Annotated in this window: 17 protein-coding genes; 12 read left to right on the forward strand and 5 right to left on the reverse strand. The window is 52.6% G+C overall.

Going from position 1 to position 14,957, the window contains the following annotated elements; translation table 11 throughout:
* Positions 1-3 precede the first annotated feature (3 nt).
* Positions 4-981 (reverse strand): calcium/sodium antiporter, encoded by a 978-nt coding sequence (locus tag M2403_RS18845; RefSeq protein WP_152327334.1) that lies wholly within the window; start codon positions 979-981, stop codon positions 4-6.
* 307 nt (positions 982-1,288) lie between these two features.
* On the opposite strand from M2403_RS18845, the gene mlaF reads away from it, so the two are divergent.
* From mlaF to murA, 7 genes are all read left to right on the forward strand, one after another.
* Positions 1,289-2,092, forward strand: coding sequence for a phospholipid ABC transporter ATP-binding protein MlaF (mlaF, locus tag M2403_RS18850; RefSeq protein WP_152327333.1), 804 nt, complete (start codon positions 1,289-1,291; stop codon positions 2,090-2,092).
* Between the two features lie 10 nt (positions 2,093-2,102).
* Positions 2,103-2,885, forward strand: coding sequence for a lipid asymmetry maintenance ABC transporter permease subunit MlaE (gene mlaE, locus M2403_RS18855; RefSeq protein WP_152327332.1), 783 nt, complete (start codon positions 2,103-2,105; stop codon positions 2,883-2,885).
* Between the two features lie 3 nt (positions 2,886-2,888).
* A complete protein-coding gene (mlaD, locus tag M2403_RS18860) occupies positions 2,889-3,455 on the forward strand; it encodes an outer membrane lipid asymmetry maintenance protein MlaD (RefSeq protein WP_152327331.1) in 567 nt (188 codons plus the stop codon).
* Between the two features lie 41 nt (positions 3,456-3,496).
* Positions 3,497-4,129: a phospholipid-binding protein MlaC gene (mlaC, locus tag M2403_RS18865; RefSeq protein WP_152327330.1), complete on the forward strand. Its 633-nt coding sequence runs from the start codon at positions 3,497-3,499 to the stop codon at positions 4,127-4,129.
* The gene (gene mlaB, locus M2403_RS18870) at positions 4,129-4,437 is read left to right on the forward strand and encodes a lipid asymmetry maintenance protein MlaB (RefSeq protein WP_165061348.1); all 309 of its coding nucleotides are present in this window, start codon (positions 4,129-4,131) and stop codon (positions 4,435-4,437) included. Before mlaC ends, mlaB begins: the two co-directional genes overlap by 1 nt.
* 160 nt (positions 4,438-4,597) lie before the next feature.
* A complete protein-coding gene (gene ibaG / locus M2403_RS18875; protein WP_152327328.1) occupies positions 4,598-4,852 on the forward strand; it encodes a BolA family iron metabolism protein IbaG in 255 nt (84 codons plus the stop codon).
* A gap of 65 nt (positions 4,853-4,917) precedes the next feature.
* Positions 4,918-6,177, forward strand: coding sequence for a UDP-N-acetylglucosamine 1-carboxyvinyltransferase (gene murA / locus M2403_RS18880; RefSeq protein WP_152327327.1), 1,260 nt, complete (start codon positions 4,918-4,920; stop codon positions 6,175-6,177).
* A gap of 80 nt (positions 6,178-6,257) precedes the next feature.
* On the opposite strand, the gene degS is transcribed toward murA, so the two are convergent.
* The 3 genes from degS to zapG all read right to left on the reverse strand — a co-directional run bounded on the left by degS (position 6,258) and on the right by zapG (position 9,340).
* A complete protein-coding gene (gene degS, locus M2403_RS18885; protein WP_152327326.1) occupies positions 6,258-7,325 on the reverse strand; it encodes an outer membrane-stress sensor serine endopeptidase DegS in 1,068 nt (355 codons plus the stop codon).
* 87 nt (positions 7,326-7,412) lie between these two features.
* Complete coding sequence (gene degQ, locus M2403_RS18890; RefSeq protein WP_165061351.1) at positions 7,413-8,780, reverse strand: serine endoprotease DegQ; 1,368 nt, start codon at positions 8,778-8,780, stop codon at positions 7,413-7,415.
* A 158-nt stretch (positions 8,781-8,938) separates the two neighbouring features.
* Positions 8,939-9,340 carry a Z-ring associated protein ZapG gene (gene zapG, locus M2403_RS18895; protein ID WP_013577242.1) on the reverse strand — a complete coding sequence of 134 codons (402 nt, stop codon included), beginning with the start codon at positions 9,338-9,340 and terminating at the stop codon, positions 8,939-8,941.
* Positions 9,341-9,625: 285 nt separating this feature from the next.
* Here zapG and zapE point away from each other — a divergent pair, with 285 nt between their 5' ends.
* The 5 genes from zapE (at position 9,626) to sspB (ending at position 13,395) form a co-directional block, all read left to right on the forward strand.
* Positions 9,626-10,765 (forward strand): cell division protein ZapE, encoded by a 1,140-nt coding sequence (zapE, locus tag M2403_RS18900; RefSeq protein WP_165061357.1) that lies wholly within the window; start codon positions 9,626-9,628, stop codon positions 10,763-10,765.
* A gap of 318 nt (positions 10,766-11,083) precedes the next feature.
* The gene (gene rplM / locus M2403_RS18905) at positions 11,084-11,512 is read left to right on the forward strand and encodes a 50S ribosomal protein L13 (protein ID WP_013577239.1); all 429 of its coding nucleotides are present in this window, start codon (positions 11,084-11,086) and stop codon (positions 11,510-11,512) included.
* A gap of 16 nt (positions 11,513-11,528) precedes the next feature.
* Positions 11,529-11,921, forward strand: coding sequence for a 30S ribosomal protein S9 (gene rpsI, locus M2403_RS18910; RefSeq protein WP_013577238.1), 393 nt, complete (start codon positions 11,529-11,531; stop codon positions 11,919-11,921).
* A 334-nt stretch (positions 11,922-12,255) separates the two neighbouring features.
* A complete protein-coding gene (gene sspA / locus M2403_RS18915) occupies positions 12,256-12,897 on the forward strand; it encodes a stringent starvation protein SspA (RefSeq protein ID WP_104924272.1) in 642 nt (213 codons plus the stop codon).
* A 3-nt stretch (positions 12,898-12,900) separates the two neighbouring features.
* Positions 12,901-13,395 (forward strand): ClpXP protease specificity-enhancing factor, encoded by a 495-nt coding sequence (gene sspB / locus M2403_RS18920; protein ID WP_152327323.1) that lies wholly within the window; start codon positions 12,901-12,903, stop codon positions 13,393-13,395.
* A gap of 137 nt (positions 13,396-13,532) precedes the next feature.
* Here sspB and M2403_RS18925 read toward each other — a convergent pair whose 3' ends face one another.
* The gene (locus M2403_RS18925) at positions 13,533-14,951 is read right to left on the reverse strand and encodes a glutamate synthase small subunit (protein ID WP_152327322.1); all 1,419 of its coding nucleotides are present in this window, start codon (positions 14,949-14,951) and stop codon (positions 13,533-13,535) included.
* Between the last annotated feature and the right edge of the window lie 6 nt (positions 14,952-14,957).

Here is a 14,957-nt window from a genome sequence, read left to right on the forward strand (position 1 = left end):
AGTTCAGAAGGCGATGCTGTCCGGTAACAGGAACAGCACCGCCATATAGGCGATAAATCCGCACAGCAATAATGCTCCGGCCAGATGCCCGATCCGGTGTTTGCGCATCAGGCACAAACCGGAAAGCACCACGCTGACCGCCAGCATCACCCAGTAGTCGCGGTGAAACGCATCCGGGTTGAACGAACCCGGTGCCACCAGTGCGGGTAATCCCAGCACCAGGCAGGTGTTAAAAATATTGGCGCCGATGATATTGCCCAGCGCGATATCATCTTCACCTTTAATCGCACCGGCGATAAACGTTGCCAGTTCCGGCAGGCTGGTGCCGATAGCGATGACCGTCAGACCAATCACCAGTTCGCTCACGCCTAAATATCGTGCAATCACTGTACTGTTGTCGACAATCATGCCTGACGCCAGTGGCATGATAATAAAGCCCAATGCCAGCCACAGAAATGCCACAGTGTTGCTGCTGTCTTGCGGAAGTTCAGACATTTGCTCGTACGTCAGCGTGTCTAGCCCTTCTTTTTCAGCCGCCCGGGCGATTTTAATCACCAGCATCATAAACGCGGCGGCACTGGCCAGCAGTAAAACGCCATCGAGCCGGCTGAGTTCGCCGTCACTGAGCAGAAAACCGCACAGCGCTGTGACCAGTAACAATAGAGGGAGTTCGCGGCGTAATATATCAGAACGAACGGAAAGTGGATGAATCAGGGCGGCACCGCCCAAAATCAGAAGAATATTAATGATATTCGAACCAATTGCGTTTCCAACGGCCAAATCCATTTGATCGTTGATGGCGGCGGTGGTGGAAACCACGAGCTCAGGCAGTGATATGCCCACGCCGACGACGGTCATGCCAATCACCAGTGGCGGCATGCCAAGCGAGCGTGCCAGCACAGCGGCTCCGTACACCAGACGATCGGCGGCGTAAACAAGCAGTAACAGGCCGACAATCATCAGTACGATAGCGAGAAGCATGAAACATCCTTTATTGGGTATAATGCGAGGTTCGTCGCCTTGAAAGGCAGGCGATTCCTTCGTCAACATGAGCTAAGGCGACATTTTGTCTGAAAACGCGGCCAGCAGGTTCCTGTATGTTAGACGATGAAGGCTTTTAATTTAAAATGGTAATTCGTTGATTTTGACCGTCTGTGACGGAAAAGTAAATCGATGGCAACTTTGGTAACGAAAGCGGGGTAAGTTTTTGTAAAAATACCAAAGTTATACGACACCCCGTGAGGGTCAGACGTATTCTTAGCGAAAGCATTCCGAAGGGATAAACTGAATGAGTCAAAGCGAATCGAATCTGGTTGAGATCAAAGGCATGAGTTTCGTGCGCGGCGATCGTCCCATTTTCGAAGAGATAAACATGACCGTGCCGAAAGGCAAAGTCACCGCCATTATGGGGCCTTCGGGGATCGGTAAAACGACGCTCCTGCGTCTTATCGGCGGCCAGCTTACGCCGGATAAAGGTGAAATCTGGTTTGACGGAGACAACATTCCTGCGCTGTCACGCCGAAAGCTTTACGAATCACGCAAAAAAATGAGCATGCTGTTTCAGTCCGGTGCATTGTTTACCGACCTCAATGTGTTCGAAAATGTCGCGTTCCCGTTACGTGAGCACAGTAAATTACCGGAAGAACTGCTGCGCAGTACCGTGACCATGAAGCTCGAAGCCGTCGGGCTGCGCGGTGCCGGTGAACTGATGCCTGCGGAATTATCCGGCGGCATGGCGCGTCGTGTCGCGCTGGCGCGTGCCATTGCGCTTGACCCTGAACTCATCATGTTTGATGAGCCTTTCGTGGGGCAGGATCCGATCACGATGGGCGTGCTGGTCAAACTGATCGACGAGCTGAACCATGCGCTGGGCGTGACCTGTATTGTGGTTTCCCATGACGTACCTGAAGTGCTGAGCATTGCGGATTACGCGTATATTGTTGCAGCACAACATGTTATTGCTGAAGGAACGCCCGAGGAGCTGCAAAATAATCCTGATCCGCGGGTTCGTCAGTTCCTTGATGGTATTGCCGACGGACCGGTGCCTTTCCGTTTCCCTGCCGGTGATTACAAAACCGAGCTGCTCGGATGATGGAGTACCCATGTTAATTAAGGCATTAGCCTCAGTCGGGCGCAGCGGGATAAACACCTGTGCGTCCTTTGGCCGTGCCGGTTTAATGCTCTTCCGGGCATTAGTCGGTAAGCCGCAATTTGCCAAGCAATGGCCGCTGCTGATAAAGCAACTCTACAGCGTTGGCGTGCTTTCTCTGTTAATCATTCTGGTTTCCGGGTTGTTCATCGGCATGGTTCTGGGGTTGCAGGGATATCTTATTTTGACCACGTACAGCGCCGAAGCCAGTCTGGGCATGATGGTGGCGTTGTCGTTATTGCGTGAGCTTGGTCCGGTCGTGACCGCGCTGCTGTTTGCCGGGCGTGCGGGTTCTGCGTTAACCGCTGAACTGGGTCTGATGAAAGCCACTGAGCAAATCTCCAGTCTGGAAATGATGGCGATTGATCCGCTGCGCCGCGTTGTGGCACCGCGCTTCTGGGCCGGTCTGATTTCCATGCCCCTGCTGACGGCGATTTTCGTTGCCGTCGGGATTTGGGGCGGTTCACTGGTTGGCGTGGACTGGAAGGGGATCGACAGCGGTTTCTTCTGGTCTGCGATGCAAACTGCCGTAGACTGGCGGACAGATTTGCTTAACTGCCTGATTAAAAGCCTTGTTTTCGCTATCACCGTGACCTGGATTGCGTTGTTCAATGGCTATGATGCGATCCCGACATCCGAAGGGATCAGCCGGGCAACGACACGTACTGTGGTGCATTCGTCACTGGCGGTGCTGGGATTGGATTTTGTGCTGACAGCACTGATGTTTGGAAATTAAACCATGCAAACGAAAAAGAGTGAGATTTGGGTTGGCGCATTTTTAATCATCGCGTTGATTGCGGTGGTCTTTTTGTGCCTGAAAGTGGCTGACATCCGTTCTATCGGTTCGGATCCGACTTACCGTATTTCTGCGGACTTCGACAATATCGGTGGCCTGAAAAGCGGCTCGCCGGTGAAAGTTGGCGGTGTGGTGATCGGTCGCGTCAGCAGCATTACGCTGGATAAAAATTATTCTCCGCGAGTGGAAATGGATATCGACCAGAAATACAACCAGATCCCAAGCACCAGTACGCTGGCTATCCGTACCTCGGGTTTACTGGGTGAACAATTCCTGGCGCTGAACATTGGATTTGAAGACCCGGAGATGGGAACGACTATCCTTAAAAACGGTGGCGTCATTCAGGACACGAAATCCGCACTGGTTCTCGAAGACCTGATTGGCCAGTTCCTTTATAAAAGCGGCGACGGCAAGGCTGACCCTGATGCAGCGGCTGCTCCGGCAGCAACTGAAGGGAATGCCGCACCTGCACCTGACGCTAATACGGCGCCACAGCCGGCTGCCCATTAAGAATTGCTATCACGGATTCTCCATAAAAGAGGAAAATAAGTATGTTTAAACGTTTAGTGATCGCTGCACTGCTGGTGGTTATGGCTCCGCTGGCCAATGCCGCTGTGGATAAAACCAATCCTTACAGCGTGATGAATGAAGCGGCGAATAAAACCTTCACCCGCCTGAAAACCGAACAGCCTAAAATCAAGCAGGATCCTAACTACCTGCGCCAGATCGTTCGTGATGAACTGCTGCCGTACGTGCAGATTAAATATGCCGGTGCGCTGGTATTAGGCCGCTATTACCAACAGGCAACGCCTGCACAACGTGACGCATACTTTGCGGCGTTCTCTGAATATTTGCAGCAGGCCTATGGTCAGGCACTGGCGATGTACAACGGCCAGAGCTACACCGTGCAGCCTGAACAGTCTTATGCGGACAAAGATATCATCGCTATCCGCGTCACCATCACCGATCCTAATGGCCGTCCGCCAGTACGTCTGGATTTCCAGTGGCGTAAAAACAGCCGCACCGGCGAATGGCAGGCATATGACATGATTGCAGAAGGCGTGAGCATGATTTCGACCAAGCAGAACGAGTGGGCGGACATCCTGCGTCAGAAAGGCATCGATGGCCTGACTGCCCGTCTGAAACAAGCCGCTGCTCAGCCGATCACACTGGATAAGCAATAATGAGTGAAGCTCTGCGCTGGGAATCGCAGCCGCCGCGACTGACCTTGCAGGGTGAGTTGGATCGCGAAACGCTGGTGGCTTTTTGGGATGCGCGTAAAAAACTGATGTCCGGCGTGACCACTCTGGACGTGTCCGGGCTTGAACGCGTGGATTCTTCGGGCCTGGCGCTGTTAGTGCATCTGCGCGAAGAAGCCAGCCAGCAGGGGAGTGCGCTGACCATCGCAGGCATTACCGACCGGCTGCATACACTGATTGCGTTATATAATCTTCAGGACATTATCCCGACTGACTCACTGGCAAATAAGTGAACAGTTACGGGAGGTTAGGCGGCGTGATGTAAATCGTTGCCTTAATGTCCACAAAGCCCCTGTGCGAAACTCTTCCTCAGGGGCTTTTTCGTGGTTTAAGATTTGGTCCGATCCCTATAAGATATCGGGCTGTTATGATTCTTCAGAAGAATAGATCCCTATGGAAACGAGTGAAATTAAAGAAGTGCTGATGAACGCGTTGGCACTGGATGAAGCCCACATTACTGGCGATGGCAGTCATTTTCAGGCCATTGTCGTTGGTGCGATGTTTGATGGCATGAGCCGCGTGAAAAAACAGCAGACCGTTTACGCCCCGCTGATGGAATACATCGCCGACAATCGAATTCATGCGTTGTCTATTAAGGCTTATACCCCGGAAGAATGGGCGCGTGACCGTAAACTGAGCGGTTTATAAGACTGCCGGAGCGCCGGCAGCTTCCTCGTATTTAATCAGAGTTGAAATTTAAGAGAGCAGTCATAATGGATAAATTTCGTGTACAGGGTGGGACTCGTCTGAGTGGCGAAGTTACTATCTCTGGTGCAAAAAATGCCGCACTTCCTATTTTGTTTGCCGCACTGCTTGCTGAGGAACCTGTTGAACTCCAGAACGTTCCTCACCTGAAAGACATCGATACCACTATCAAATTACTGAACCAGTTAGGCACCAAAATCGAACGCAACGGTTCTGTGTTCGTGGATGCCAGCGCGGTCAATGAGTTTTGTGCGCCGTATGATCTGGTGAAAACCATGCGTGCCTCCATCTGGGCTCTCGGTCCTTTGGTGGCGCGTTTTGGTCGTGGTGAAGTTTCCCTGCCGGGCGGCTGTGCGATCGGCGCGCGTCCTGTTGACCTGCACATTACCGGCCTGGAACAGCTCGGTGCGACTATTGTGCTGGAAGAAGGTTATGTAAAAGCATCCGTTGATGGCCGTCTGAAAGGCGCGCATATCGTGATGGACAAAGTCAGCGTGGGCGCCACCGTGACCATCATGAGCGCAGCGACCTTGGCGGAAGGCACGACCATTATCGAAAACGCCGCGCGTGAGCCGGAAATTGTCGATACCGCTAATTTCCTTAACACGCTGGGTGCAAAAATCACCGGTGCGGGTACCGATAAGATCACCATCGAAGGCGTCGCACGTCTGGGTGGCGGTGTTTACCGTGTTGTTCCTGACCGTATCGAAACCGGGACTTTCCTGGTTGCAGCGGCTATTTCCGGTGGCAAAATTACCTGCCGTGAAGCCCGTCCTGACACGCTGGATGCTGTACTCGCAAAATTGCGTGAAGCCGGTGCCGATATCGAAGTGGGCGAAGACTGGATCAGTCTCGACATGCATGGCAAACGCGCTAAAGCAGTCAACTTCCGCACTGCGCCGCATCCGGGCTTCCCGACTGATATGCAGGCACAATTCAGCCTGCTGAATCTGGTGGCGGAAGGTACCGGTGTGATTACAGAAACTATCTTCGAAAACCGCTTCATGCACATCCCTGAGCTTATCCGTATGGGCGCTCATGCTGAAATCGAAGGCAGCACCCTGATTTGCCACGGCGTTGAGAAACTGTCTGGCGCGCAGGTAATGGCGACGGATTTACGCGCGTCTGCCAGCCTGGTTCTGGCCGGTTGCATCGCAGAAGGCGTGACTGTCGTTGACCGTATTTATCACATCGATCGTGGCTACGAGCGCATCGAAGATAAACTGCGTCAACTCGGCGCTAAAATTGAGCGTTTCAAAGGCGAGTAAACTTTACGCCGCGCGCATTAAAAAAGCCGGAAGGGGAAACCTTTCCGGCTTTTTCTTTATTTGTTCAGAAGTTACGGCAATCAGTGTTCAGGATATTCCTGCACGGTAACCTGCAACGTAAGCTTCTGCCCGTTACGCATAATCTCAACCGGAATCACCGTACCAGGGCGGACTTCGGCTACCTGGTCCATGGTTTCGATGGCGGAAATCGCAGGCTTATTATTCACGTTAACAATTACATCGCTGACCTGCATTCCCGCATTCGCCGCCGGGCCGTTAGCGGTTACTTCGTTAACCACAATTCCCTGAATATGATCCAGCCCGTTGTTCGGCCCGTGCAGTGGCGAAACTTCACGCCCGCTGATGCCAATATACCCGCGAATGACGCGACCATCGCGGATGAGTTTGCCCATCACCTTGGTCGCCAGTGCAGTCGGGATGGCAAAGCCAATGCCTTCCGGGGTCGCGCCATCGTTGCTCTGGTCAAAGGACAGGGTATTGATCCCCATCAGCTCGCCCAGTGAGTTGACCAGCGCACCGCCGGAGTTGCCCTGGTTGATCGAAGCATCGGTTTGCAGGAAATTCTGACGGCCGGAAGGGCTGAGGCCAATACGGCCGGTGGCACTGATAATGCCCTGCGTCACGGTCTGGCCGAGGTTGTAAGGGTTCCCGATTGCCATGACCACATCGCCAACGTGCGGCGTTCTGCGCGGGTTAATCGGAATTACCGGCAAGTTGCCGGCGTTGATTTTGAGAACGGCCAGATCGGTCAGGCTGTCTGAACCCACCAGCAGGGCTTCAAAAACGCGGCCATCCTGCAGAGCAACTATAATCTGGTCGGCATTATTCACCACATGTTTGTTGGTGAGGATATAACCGTTGTCATTCATGATCACGCCGGAACCCAGCGTGCGGATCGCCAGCTCGTTTTGCGAACTGTTGCCCATATTACGGTTATAAACATTCACAACCGCAGGCGCTGCATGACGGACACCGCCGTTAAAGCTGACAGGCTGTTCGCTGTCCTGATTGAAATTACGGTTAAATATCGGTTCTGAGATGTTTTTACGCAACATAGGAACCGCCGCCAGCAAAATGCCAGCGACAATCAGGCCGATAACAGCAGATCTCAATAGCTTAACAAACATGGATATATGGGGTGCGAGAGGAAAAGTGACTGAAGGATAGCATGAGTTAATCGGACGCAGCAGCATCTGCATCCGATTTTCAACGCATTACGGCATGAATAAATAGATATTTTGACCTTTACGCAAAATACTCAGCGCGATCAGGTCGGGTTTGCTTTCGAGGATTTTGCGGAATGCCGCCAGATTCTCGAGAGGCTCACGGTTTACGCCGATAATGACATCGTCTTTCTCAAGGCCGATCTGATCCGCTGGCGTGCCTTTTTTCACGTCATCGACATGAACGCCTTTGGTGTTCTTATCGGCCGGGTCACTCAACGTGACGCCCTGAAGTGCCGGATTGAGTTTCTCAATGCTGACTTCCACCGCCGGGCTTTTATCCAGCGTGACGCTGACGGTCATTGGTTTGCCGTCGCGCAATAAACCGATTTGCATAGTGACGCCTGGCCCCGCGGTCCCGACTTTCGCCCGCAATTCAGCGAAACTGCTCAGGGTTTTGCCTTGCAGCGTCACCAGAACGTCACCGGATTTAATGCCCGCTTTCGCCGCAGCCGAATCAGGCAGAACTTCGTTGACGAAAGCCCCGCGCTGGCTGTCCAGCTTAAATGCCTGAGCCAGTTCTGGTGTCATTTCGCTGCCACGAATCCCCAGCAGACCGCGCTTCACTTCGCCGAATTCGATCAACTGATGACTGAGATTTTTGGCCATGTTAACCGGAATGGCAAAACCGATGCCGACGCTGCCGCCCTGCGAGGAAATAATGGCGGTGTTAATACCAATCAGTTCACCTTTCAGGTCAAGCAATGCGCCGCCGGAGTTACCGCGGTTAATCGAAGCATCTGTCTGGATAAAGTTTTCCAGCCCTTCAAGATTCAGGCCGCTGCGACCCAGCGCCGAAACAATGCCGGATGTGACGGTCTGGCCGAGGCCAAACGGGTTACCCACGGCAATCGCAAAATCGCCGACGCGAAGGTTATCGGAATCGGCCATCGTAATTTGGGTCAGATTTTTGGCATCAATCAGCTGGATCACGGCAATATCCGACTGATCGTCTTTGCCGATAAGTTTGGCTTTGTATTCGCGACCGTCGTTAAGCTGAACGCTGATTTTATCGGCGTTATTCACCACATGGTTGTTGGTAAGCACGTAGCCTTTTGCCGCATCAATAATGACGCCAGAACCCAGCCCTTCGAAAGGCTGCGGCCCGGTATTCGGCTCAGGATCTTGCTGACCGAAGAAGAATTTATATTCCGGAGGAACGTCCGCACTCGGCGGCTGCGTGCCGGAAACCTGAACGCCAACCACAGCGGGCAGCACTTTTTCAAGCACCGGAGCCAGGCTGGGCAGGGGCTGTCCCTGAACTTCCGTAGGTAAAGCAGCACTCGCCATAGGCGCAGAAGCGAAAGTTAATCCAAGGCTAACAGCTAACACACTGAGCAAAAATGACTTTTTCTTCATCACGATAACTCTCTCGCTTTCTGTAATGGACGTCAGTTAGGAACAATAAAACAGTGATTCACAGCACGGGAAGGATCAGGTCAGAAGAACGGCACATGCATGAAACATGCGCCGTTATAAGCACCGGTGCCGTGGATCGCACCGGTTAATGACGTCTGTTATTTACGAACCGGACGCTCGCCGCGCAGCAGACCTGATGCGCCGTCAGAATAATCGCGTGGCATCTGAACCGGAACCTGATCGTTATCGGCTTCAGACCCTGTCAGACGGTAGTTGAACGGATTATCCTGCTCAGGCATATCCGGCAGAAGGTTGTTAGAACTTTTTGCCATATGCTGATAAAGCTGACGGTAATCAGTCGCCATGTTATCAAGCAACTCGGCGCTGCGGGCAAAGTGGCCCACCAGTTCCTGACGATACTCATCGAGTTCTGCCTTGCTTTTCTCCAGCTCGTTTTTCATGACTTGTTGATCACGTAATTTACGATTACCAAAGCGCATCGCCACCGCACCAATCGCGATACCGACCACTAATCCAATGAGTGCATACTCCCAGGTCATAATGACTCCTATTTTGACTTCGTTGTCCCGCAGGGCTTTTTCACGTAACTTTTATGACTTAACTTTTTTTGACAATGGTTTTAACGTAATTGTCACACGAATTCGTCATGCAATAGCTCCACTATAACCGTTAACCTTGTCAGAGTGGAATCCTGCCGGGAAAATCACTGCCACCTGTCGTTTTTTTCATACACAGACAGCAGGGAAATGCGGCGAACCCACGGCAAAAAAGCAGCTAAACAACGTGAAAAACGTAAATTTTTTTTCTCAGGGACGTTAACTACGATGCAACCCAAATCACCCCTTACCCTTTATCAGAGTGCAGTTGATGCCGGTGAGTTCCAGCCGGATGCCGTTCAGAAGCAGGCCGTAGCGCAGCTGGATGTTATTTATCAGGCGCTTTCCGCTCTGCCAGCGTCGGCGCCTGCTACGGCAGCACGCGGTGGCTTGCTGGGGCGTTTGTTCGGCAAAGCGCCGGTAAAAACAGCCCAACGCCCGGTTCAGGGCCTTTATATGTGGGGCGGTGTCGGGCGCGGTAAAACCTGGCTGATGGATTTGTTTTTCCACAGTCTGCCCGGCGAACGCAAACTGCGCCTGCACTTCCACCGCTTTATGCTGCGTGTGCATGAAGAACTGACGCAGCTTCAGGGGCAGGAAGATCCGCTGGAAGTGATCGCGGATAAATTCAAAGCCGAAACTGATGTCCTGTGTTTCGATGAGTTTTTTGTCTCGGATATTACCGACGCGATGCTGCTGGCGACGCTGTTGCAGGCCTTATTTGCACGCGGTATCACGCTGATTGCGACGTCTAACATTCCGCCTGATCAGCTGTACCGAAACGGGTTGCAGCGCGCGCGTTTCCTGCCCGCCATCGATCTGATTAAAGAATACTGTGACGTGCTGAATGTGGATGCTGGCATTGATTATCGTCTACGCACATTAACGCAGGCGAATTTGTGGCTGTCTCCGGCGGGCCCGGAAGCGACGGTGGCGATGCAAAGCATGCTGGGGAAACTGACCGGCAACCACAACGGAGATTCTGGTGCTGAACCGGTCATGCTGGAAGTGAATCACCGGCCGTTGCAGGCGCTCGCGGCGGTAGACGGCGTTTTGGCGGTAGAATTTCATACCTTGTGTGAAGAGGCGCGCAGCCAGCTTGACTATATTGCGCTGTCGAAAATCTATCACAGCGTATTGCTGCATAACGTTCCGGTGATGGCTGCTGACAGCGAGAATGCGGCGCGGCGTTTTCTGGCGCTGGTTGATGAGTTCTATGAACGTCATGTGAAACTGGTGATTTCAGCGGCGGTGCCGATGTTTGAGATTTATCAGGGCGAACGGCTGAAGTTTGAATACCAGCGCTGTTTGTCACGCCTTCAGGAGATGCAAAGCGAGGAATATCTCAAACGTCCGCATCTGCCCTGATTATGGATTGGTTATTATTTGCCCGATTTGTGATATAAAAGCGTCTGCCGGTTATGCAAAGTGAACCCTCCGGGCGACGTGAGGGAAATCTTTCTTTTTGTCGAAAAAGGGTTCGATCTTTGCAGAGGACTTCTCTATAATCTTGCGACCCCACGTTACTACAAAGTTTTTTTCCCGAAACTTTATAAGTGCCAGCATTGGCTATTCGAAGGGGTAGGTTTGCTGGACGATGGTCGTGTGAACCTCAAATACTTATTTTATAAACAAGTAAGCGTTCGGGTGTTCGCCAACGTGTAACTTTAATTGGGTAAGCTTTTAATGAAAACTTTTACAGCTAAACCGGAAACCGTACAACGTGACTGGTTCGTAGTTGACGCTACCGGCAAGACCTTAGGTCGCCTGGCCACTGAACTGGCCCGCCGTCTGCGTGGCAAACATAAAGCGGAATACACTCCGCACGTTGATACTGGTGATTACATCATCGTTCTGAACGCAGAAAAAGTTGCTGTAACCGGCAACAAGCGTAACGACAAGATTTATTACCATCACACCGGCCACATCGGTGGTATCAAGCAAGCGACCTTTGAAGAGATGATCGCTCGCCGTCCTGAACGCGTGATCGAGCTCGCGGTTAAAGGCATGTTGCCAAAGGGCCCGTTGGGTCGTGCAATGTACCGTAAAATGAAAGTTTACGCGGGTAACGAGCACACTCATGCGGCGCAACAACCGCAAGTTCTTGACATTTAATTCGGGATTATAGGCAATGGCTGAAAATCAATACTACGGCACTGGTCGCCGCAAAAGCTCCGCCGCTCGTGTTTTCATCAAACCGGGTAGTGGTAACATCGTAATTAACCAGCGTAGCCTGGAACAGTACTTTGGTCGTGAAACTGCCCGCATGGTAGTTCGTCAACCACTGGAACTGGTCGACATGGTTGAGAAATTCGACCTGTACATCACCGTTAAAGGTGGTGGTATCTCCGGTCAAGCTGGTGCTATCCGTCACGGTATCACCCGTGCACTGATGGAATATGACGAAAATCTGCGTGGCGAACTGCGTAAAGCAGGCTTCGTAACTCGCGATGCTCGTCAGGTTGAACGTAAGAAAGTCGGTCTGCGTAAAGCACGTCGTCGTCCTCAGTTCTCCAAACGTTAATTTTCTGCTGCTTATGCAGCTCAGTGCTTCGGCACGAAAATCAGCGTCAAAAACCCGGTGTTTCACCGGGTTTTTTTATGCCCACTATTCCGATTTTTCGGAAGAAAAGATCTCCTGACACACAATTCACCATGAAATCGTCTCAGCGTCCCCCACAGCGTGCGTAAAATCTGGTAAACTATCACACACTTTTGTGCCTGTTCGCCGAGCAGTTGACGTTGCCGCGCTTCCTGGCTGGGTTCGCCTTGCCAATGGTTGTCTATGAAACTACGGGACAAAAACTGCAGGCTGGCGATAACTCGCTGTAATATTCTAGATAAACTTGGAGGTTTTCATGGCTGTCGCTGCCAACAAACGTTCGGTAATGACGCTGTTTTCCGGCCCGACCGACATTTTTAGCCATCAAGTACGTATCGTACTGGCGGAAAAAGGTGTCAGTGTCGAGATCGAGCAGGTTGAGATGGATCACCTGCCGCAGGATCTTATTGACCTCAACCCTTATCGCACCGTGCCAACGCTGGTCGATCGTGAGCTGACGCTGTTCGAATCCCGCATCATCATGGAATATCTTGATGAGCGTTTCCCGCATCCACCACTGATGCCGGTTTATCCGGTTGCCCGTGGCGAGAGCCGTCTGATGATGCACCGTATCGAAAACGACTGGTATTCTCTGATGCGTCAAATCGAGCAAGGTTCTGCGACCGAAGCGGATGCTGCGCGTAAACAACTTCGCGAAGAGTTGCTGGCGATTGCGCCAATCTTCTCCTACATGCCTTACTTCAAAAGCGAAGAGTTCAGCCTGGTCGATTGCTACCTGGCTCCGCTGCTGTGGCGTTTGCCAGAACTGGGCATCGAGCTGTCAGGTGCCGGTTCTAAAGAGCTGAAAGGTTATATGACTCGCGTCTTTGAGCGTGATGCATTCCTGGCTTCCCTGACTGAACCCGAGCGCGAAATGCGTTTGCATACCCGAGGTTAAGGTATGGAGATGACCGACATGTCTCCGCGTCGCCCTTATCTGTTGCGGGCTTTTTATGACTGGTTGCTCGACAACCAGTTAACCCCGCATCTGGTGGTTGACGTGACGATGCCTGGCGTGATGGTGCCGATGGAGTTTGCGCGTGACGGACAAATTGTTCTGAACGTTGCGCCGCGCGCTGTCGGCAATCTCGAACTGGGCAACGACGATGTACGCTTCAATGCACGTTTTGGTGGCGTACCGCGTAACGTTTTTGTACCGATCGCCGCCGTTCTGGCAATTTATGCCCGTGAGAACGGAGCCGGTACCATGTTCGAGCCTGAACCTGCTTATGAAGCCGAAGGCGCCTTTGCTGGCGATCTGAGTGTGGAAGAGCCGACAGAGCCGACCATGTCAGTCATTGACGGCGATTTGCCAGATGTGGCTGAAGAAGATCCGGATGATGAGCCGCCGGCTCCGCCACGCGGTGGTCGCCCGGCACTACGCGTTGTGAAATAACACCGCGCTTCTGATGTCGTCCAGCCAAAACCCTGCGTTGTTACGCGGGGTTTTTTATTGCCTGAATTCGGCGATGGGTATCACCGTATCCCATAAAAAAGGCCGCTTTCGCGGCCTTCGTGAAGGGCAAAATGAAATTACACTTCGAGGTAGTTCATGATGCCTTCTGCGGCCTTGCGGCCTTCAGCAATCGCCGTTACCACCAGATCAGAACCGCGAACGGCATCACCACCGGCGAAGATTTTCGGGTTGCTGGTCTGGAAAGCGTTGTCGCTACCTTCCGGAGCCACAATGCGTCCGGATGAATCGAGTTCTACGTCGTGCGACGCCAGCCATTCCATTTTGTGAGGGCGGAAACCAAACGCCATCACCACGGCATCGGCTTCCATCACATGCTCTGAACCGGCCACGATTTCCGCACGGCGGCGGCCAGCAGCATCTGGCGCACCGAGTTCAGTACGAGCCATCCGCACACCACACACACGGCCAGAATCGTTCAGTTCAATGCTCAGCGGTTGCAGGTTGAATTTGAAATCAACGCCTTCTTCGCGCGCATTCTTCACTTCGCGACGTGAACCCGGCATGTTCTCTTCATCACGACGGTACGCACAAGTGACGTGCGTTGCGCCCTGACGGATTGAAGTACGCACACAGTCCATCGCGGTGTCACCACCGCCCAGCACCACGACGCGTTTCTTATCCATCGTGATGTAAGGCTCTTCCTGACTGTCGTCGTAGCCCATCAGCTGTTTGGTGTTAGCGATGAGGAAAGGCAGGGCGTCGTAAACACCCGGTGCATCTTCATTCTGCAGGCCACCGCGCATGGACTGATAAGTCCCAACGCCGAGGAAGACAGAATCATATTCTGCCAGCAAAGCTTCCATCGTGATGTCCTTGCCGACTTCCGTATTGAGCTGGAACTCAATACCCATCTCGGTGAAGATTTCACGACGCTTGGTCATCACTGATTTTTCCAGCTTGAAGGCTGGAATACCGAATGTCAGCAAACCGCCGATTTCCGGATGACGATCGTAAACCACCGCTTTCACGCCGTTACGGGTCAGCACATCAGCACAGGCCAGACCTGCCGGACCTGCACCGATAATCGCCACACGTTTGCCGGTTGGCTGCACGTGAGACATATCCGGACGCCAGCCCATTTCGATCGCTTTATCGTTGATGTAGCGCTCGATGTTACCAATGGTCACCGCACCGAATTCATCATTCAGGGTGCAGGAACCTTCGCACAGTCGGTCCTGCGGGCAGACACGCCCGCAAACTTCCGGCAGGCTGTTGGTCTGGTGCGCGAGGTCGGCGGCTTCCATGATGCGACCTTCGTTTGCCAGCTTCAGCCAGTTCGGAATGTAGTTATGTACCGGACATTTCCATTCACAGTAAGGGTTACCACAAGACAGGCAGCGGTCTGCCTGCGATGCGGCCTGAGTTGCTGAGAACGGCTCGTAAATTTCCACAAACTCAATTTTACGGATCTTCAGCGCTTTTTTCGGCGGATCAACACGCTGTAAGTCGACAAATTGATAAACGTTTTGACTCATCTTAAC

Origin of the sequence: Rahnella sp. BIGb0603 (assembly GCF_024808755.1) — a bacterium.
Lineage (GTDB): Bacteria > Pseudomonadota > Gammaproteobacteria > Enterobacterales > Enterobacteriaceae > Rahnella > Rahnella contaminans.

What these genes read in the sequence shown, in the direction of transcription:
- mlaD (WP_152327331.1), top strand. Translation starts at nt 2,889, where the DNA reads ATGCAAACGAAAAAGAGTGAGATTTGGGTTGGCGCATTTTTAATCATC.
- degQ (WP_165061351.1), bottom strand. Translation starts at nt 8,780, where the DNA reads ATGAAGAAAAAGTCATTTTTGCTCAGTGTGTTAGCTGTTAGCCTTGGA.
- rpsI (WP_013577238.1), top strand. Translation starts at nt 11,529, where the DNA reads ATGGCTGAAAATCAATACTACGGCACTGGTCGCCGCAAAAGCTCCGCC.
- rplM (WP_013577239.1), top strand. Translation starts at nt 11,084, where the DNA reads ATGAAAACTTTTACAGCTAAACCGGAAACCGTACAACGTGACTGGTTC.
- M2403_RS18845 (WP_152327334.1), bottom strand. Translation starts at nt 981, where the DNA reads ATGCTTCTCGCTATCGTACTGATGATTGTCGGCCTGTTACTGCTTGTT.
- M2403_RS18925 (WP_152327322.1), bottom strand. Translation starts at nt 14,951, where the DNA reads ATGAGTCAAAACGTTTATCAATTTGTCGACTTACAGCGTGTTGATCCG.
- mlaB (WP_165061348.1), top strand. Translation starts at nt 4,129, where the DNA reads ATGAGTGAAGCTCTGCGCTGGGAATCGCAGCCGCCGCGACTGACCTTG.
- degS (WP_152327326.1), bottom strand. Translation starts at nt 7,325, where the DNA reads ATGTTTGTTAAGCTATTGAGATCTGCTGTTATCGGCCTGATTGTCGCT.
- zapE (WP_165061357.1), top strand. Translation starts at nt 9,626, where the DNA reads ATGCAACCCAAATCACCCCTTACCCTTTATCAGAGTGCAGTTGATGCC.
- ibaG (WP_152327328.1), top strand. Translation starts at nt 4,598, where the DNA reads ATGGAAACGAGTGAAATTAAAGAAGTGCTGATGAACGCGTTGGCACTG.
- murA (WP_152327327.1), top strand. Translation starts at nt 4,918, where the DNA reads ATGGATAAATTTCGTGTACAGGGTGGGACTCGTCTGAGTGGCGAAGTT.
- sspB (WP_152327323.1), top strand. Translation starts at nt 12,901, where the DNA reads ATGGAGATGACCGACATGTCTCCGCGTCGCCCTTATCTGTTGCGGGCT.
- sspA (WP_104924272.1), top strand. Translation starts at nt 12,256, where the DNA reads ATGGCTGTCGCTGCCAACAAACGTTCGGTAATGACGCTGTTTTCCGGC.
- mlaC (WP_152327330.1), top strand. Translation starts at nt 3,497, where the DNA reads ATGTTTAAACGTTTAGTGATCGCTGCACTGCTGGTGGTTATGGCTCCG.
- zapG (WP_013577242.1), bottom strand. Translation starts at nt 9,340, where the DNA reads ATGACCTGGGAGTATGCACTCATTGGATTAGTGGTCGGTATCGCGATT.
- mlaE (WP_152327332.1), top strand. Translation starts at nt 2,103, where the DNA reads ATGTTAATTAAGGCATTAGCCTCAGTCGGGCGCAGCGGGATAAACACC.
- mlaF (WP_152327333.1), top strand. Translation starts at nt 1,289, where the DNA reads ATGAGTCAAAGCGAATCGAATCTGGTTGAGATCAAAGGCATGAGTTTC.